Source organism: Microcoleus asticus IPMA8 (assembly GCF_013179805.1).
Taxonomy (GTDB): domain Bacteria; phylum Cyanobacteriota; class Cyanobacteriia; order Cyanobacteriales; family Microcoleaceae; genus Microcoleus; species Microcoleus asticus.
In genome coordinates, this window is sequence record NZ_SRRZ01000221.1 from 1 (window position 1) to 5,259 (window position 5,259).

The window sequence follows — 5,259 nt, forward strand, 5'->3', positions numbered from 1 at the left end:
CAATCCCGCACATCCATTAATGTTGACTTTGAGTGAGATTCAAAAAACACTCTTCACAATTAATACGATTACTTTAGCACCACTCAGTCAAGTCACAGTGACTCAATTAGTTGCTGATACCCTGAAATGCAGAAAAAATTTAGCCTTGCCTCTTTCTCAATTGGTATTTCAGAAAACCAAAGGAAATCCCTTTTTTGCTACACAGTTTCTCAAGGTATTACATCAAGAGCAACTGATTCAGTTCACCCCCCCAACCCCCCCTTATCAAGGGGGGGCTACGGGGGGGTGGCAATGTGACATTGCACAAGTGAAGCAGCAAGCAGTTACGGATGATATTGTGGCTTTTATGGCATTGCAATTAGGAAAAATGCCTCCCTCAACTCAACAGGTATTGCAGTTAGCAGCTTGTATGGGGAATCAGTTTGATTTAGTAACTTTGGCAATTGTTTCGGAACACTCAGAGGTAGAAACGGCTTCTAATTTGTGGAGAGCACTGCAAGAAGGATTGATTTTACCAATTAGTAGTTCTTATAAATTTTATCATGGGGAAGATCGGCAAGAATCGGCAGTGGAAAGTGAGAATAGCTCTAAACAAATAGCTAAATATAGTTTTTTACACGATCGCGTCCAACAAGCCGCCTATTCCCTAATTCCCGATCGCCAGAAAGCTTCAATCCATCTGAATATAGGTCAACTGCTGCTCGCTCGCACATCAGATATAGAACAGACCAACAAACTATTTGATATCGTCAATCACCTGAACAGGGGATTGAAATTGGTCCTTGAGCCCGCAGAACGAGAGAAAATTGCCCAGTTAAACGGACTCGCCGCCAAAAGAGCCAGGTCTGCAACCGCATATCAGTCTGCTATGACCTACGCAACTACGGGAATCACGCTGCTAAAGCCCGATTGTTGGCAAAGTCAGTATGAATTGGCTCTAATGTTGCATGAATTGGCGGCTGAAAATGCCTTTCTTGCTGGAGAACTCGAGCAAATGGAACATTGGGCCGAGATAGTGTTGCAAGAAGCGAAAACACTACTCGATCGGGTGAAAATCTACGAGATAGAGATTCAAAACCATATATTCCAGCATCAATTCTTGGATGCGCTCGCCTTGGCGAAACAAGTGCTAAGTCAATTGGGTATTCAATTACCCGATTGTCCTACTCAGGAAGATATCCAGCAGGGATTTCAGTATACGGTGAACCTGTTGGCAGGTAGACCGATCGAGGAGTTATTAAACCTGCCCCCCATGACGGCATCTGAACCCCTGGCAGCGATGAGAATTGCCGCCAGCGCTGCACCAGGCATTTATAATACAAATCCTTTGTTATATCCATTACTGATTTTTTCGCAGGTAAATGCCTCGATTCAACATGGCAACGCACCGTTCTCTGCCTTCTTTTATGTCAGCTATGGCCTGCTCTTGAATGGCATTTTAGAAGACATGGAAGCGGCAGAGCGGGCTGGCAAGCTAGCGTTAGCGGTAATCGAAAAACTCAATGCCAAGGAGGTTGAATGTAGAATCCGCGTCATATTGGGGGCATTTGTTCTGCATGGAACTACTCATTTGCAAATGTCAGTGCCAGTTCTACGGGAAAGCTACCAAATTGGATTAGATACCGGAGATTTGGAATTTGCGGGTTATGGCGCATTTCATAGCTGCAAAATTGCCTACTTCAGCAGTCAGGAACTCTTAACGCTGGAGCGAGATATCCACGTCTACAGTCAGATGCCGAAGAATCTCAAGCAGGTTCAGACGTTTAACTGCTTTCAAATACTCAGACAGGCGGTTTTAAAACTGTTGGGCAATGCTCACAATTCCCAGCTTTTGGTGGGCGATCTGTTCGACGAGGCGCAGTTCCTACCCCAGTTGTTGGCAGCCAACGATCTGATGGGGCTTCATTTCTTCTATCTGCATAAACTGATTCTTGGCTACCTGTTTGGTGAAACGGCGCAATCCCTGTCAGAGATTGCGACTGAGGGCAGACAGTATTTAGCAGCAGGGGCAGGTATTGTTACGGTGCCAATCTTTTACTTCTATGATTCTCTTGCTGCTTTAACTGGAGATTGTAGTGGGGATTCTGATTTGACCGATCGCCTGCAACGGGTAGCAGAAAATCAGGCTTCGTTGCAGAAGCGGGCACACTATGCACCGATGAACTACTTGCACAAGTGGCATTTGGTGGAGGCCCAAAAGCATCGAGTCTTAGGTGAAAAAGCTGAGGCGATCGACTTGTACGATCGTGCCATTTCAGGAGCCAAAGAAAACGGTTATATCCAAGAAGAAGCACTTGCTAACGAACTGGCGGCAAAGTTCTACCTCGACTGGGGCAAAGAGCGCATTGCCCAAGAATACATCACCCAAGCCTACTACGGCTATGCTCGCTGGGGTGCTAAAGCTAAAGTTGCCGACTTGGAAAGGCGCTATCCCCAACTGCTGGCTCCCATATTACAGCAAACCCGTTCTCCCCTCTCCACTAATGAAACCATCTTCGCCTTGGGAAGTCTCACTTCCACAATTGGAGCAACTTCTAGCAGTAGTAGTGTCTCTGTCGCTTTAGATTTAACTGCAATTCTCAAAGCTTATCAAACTATTTCAGGTGAAATCGAATTTGAAAAACTGCTTTCATCGTTGCTTTCGATCCTCATCGAAAATGCGGGAGCCAATAAATGCGTGTTAATTCTGTTGCGAGACCAACGCTTGCTGATCGAAGGGTCAATTATTGCGGGGTTGGAACCAGTTGTGTTGCAACACCTTCCGATTGAAGAGTGCCAAGACATTCCCCACAAACTAATTTACAAAGTCAAGCACGAGCGGCGAACTGCTGTGCTGATTGATGCTAGTGCCGATCCGACTTTCGCTAACGATCCGTATATCATTCGTCAGCAGCCTTCTAGTATCTTGTGCAGTCCCATTTTGCATCAAGGTAAGTTGATGGGCATTTTATATCTAGAAAATACTTTAGTAACGGGGGCGTTTACGAGCGATCGCGTCGAACTCCTCAATCTGTTATGCACTCAAGCGGCAATTTCCCTGGAAAATGCTCGTGTCTATCAGGAAGCCCAACAAATGCTGGCAGAACTGAGTGCCAGCAAAGCCCGCTTTCAGAAGCTGGCGGATAATGTGCCTGGGATGATTTTCCAGATCCGTCTGGATGTCGATGGTTCTGTTTCAATTCCCTACGTTAGTCCAGGCTGCGCCGATCTATATGAAGTACCACCTGAAGAGTTCTTGACAGGAATCAGAGACATTCGGATGCTGGAGTATCCCGACGATCGCCCAGCCATGACCCAGGCGTTCATCCATTCTGCCCAGACTCTCATGCCATTTGAGCAGCAATGGCGTATTATTACGACCTCTGGCACTGTGAAATGGGTGCAGACGGCATCGCGACCAGAACGGCAAGCCGACGGTTCGATTATCTGGGATGGCGTGACGATCGATATTAGCGATCGCACACTTGCAGAGAAATCTCTCAGACTCACTCAGTTTGCCATCGATCGTTCCAGCGTGCCTGTCTGGTGGGTTAAACCGAGTGGACAGATTTCTTATGTTAATGATGCCGCCTGCCGCGATCTCGGCTATTCCCGAATCGAGATTTTGCAAAAACACGTTTGGGACTTCAACCCCGATCTTTCGTCAGAAGCTTGGAAAAAGCATTGGCAGGAGGTTAAAGAGCAGGGTTCCTGTGTCTTGGAAACTTACAATTTCAACAAATCAGGGCATTGCTATCCGGTAGAAGTAACAGTTAACTATCTTGAACTCGACGGCGAAGAGTACAACTGTACGTTTGTGAAAAATATTAGCGATCGCAAACTTGCAGAAGCACAACTCCGAGCATCTCAACAACGACTCCAGCTATTGGTTCAACAAACTCCACTAGCAGTGATAGAGTGGGATACCAATTTTCAGGTTACTGACTGGAACCTAGCAGCAGAAAGAATCTTTGGCTACACCAAGCAGGAAGCTTTGGGGCGTAAATTCACATTCATTATTCCTCAAAGCATTCAAGCAGAAATGGAGCTAGTTAGCATCGATATCATATCGCAGCAGGGCGGCAATTACAGTATCAATGAAAATGTTACCAAGGATGGCAAAACTATTATTTGTGCTTGGTATAACAATCCACTTTTGAATGCCAAGGGCGAGTTAATTGGAGTTGTTTCCTTGGCAGATGATATTACCGAGCGCCAACTAGCCGAAGCGGTCATCATTCAAAAATCTCAAGAATTAGAGCAAGCCTTACATGACTTGCAGCAAACCCAATTGCAAATGATTCAAAGTGAAAAAATGTCGGCGTTGGGTAACTTAGTTGCTGGTGTCGCTCACGAAATCAATAACCCCGTTGGCTTCCTAACTGGCAATTTGAGTGAAGCCAAATCCACAGTTCAAGACTTAGTGGAGCATCTCAATCTCTATCGCGAGCGCGCACCAGAAACAGAGATTGCAGACCATGCCGAAGATATCGATTTAGATTATATCATCGAAGACTTGCCCAAAATGATTGATTCGATGCAATTGGGCTGCGATCGCATCAAAGGTATCAGCACTAGCCTTCGCACGTTTTCTAGAGCTGACAAAGACTACAAAGTTGGTTTTAACATCCACGAGGGTATCGATAGCACGAGCTTAATTCTCAAATATCGATTGAAAGCCAACGATGAGCGGCCTGCCATTGAAGTAGTGAAAGATTACGGCAATATTCCGGCGATCGAATGCTTCCCCGGACAGCTTAACCAGGTGTTTATGAACATTATAGCCAATGCGATAGATGCGTTGGATGAATCAAATACTGGTCGAAGTTTTGCCCAAATTCAGGCGAATCCCAACCGCATTACAATTACAACCTCACTAGAAGATAACGGCGTGAAAGTTACCATTACTGATAATGGTATGGGGATGAGTGAATCAGTCAAAGCTCAAATATTCGATCATTTGTTTACGACGAAAGCGGTAGGGAAAGGAACGGGATTAGGATTGGCGATCGCTCGTCAAATTATCGTCGAAAAACATGGCGGTTCCCTTCACGTCAACTCTAGATTGGGAGAAGGAACAGAATTTATCATCACCTTCCCAACTAAATCCGAACAAAAAAGTTAATTTTCTGCTAGCATTCAGACTCATTTAAGCAAGCACTCACTCATCAATTATCAAACAACAATAACCATGAATAACTTTGACAAAAATAGCGACACTCCTACAAATGTTCAAATTCCCAACTATCAAATTATCTCCACAGTTTATTCAGGAAGTCG

Annotated in this window: 1 protein-coding gene; it reads left to right on the forward strand. The window is 45.2% G+C overall.

The annotated features are described in order from the left end of the window. Positions 1-19: 19 nt before the first annotated feature. Complete coding sequence (locus tag E5S67_RS30815) at positions 20-5,104, forward strand: PAS domain S-box protein (RefSeq protein ID WP_216670827.1); 5,085 nt, start codon at positions 20-22, stop codon at positions 5,102-5,104. Positions 5,105-5,259: the final 155 nt, after the last annotated feature.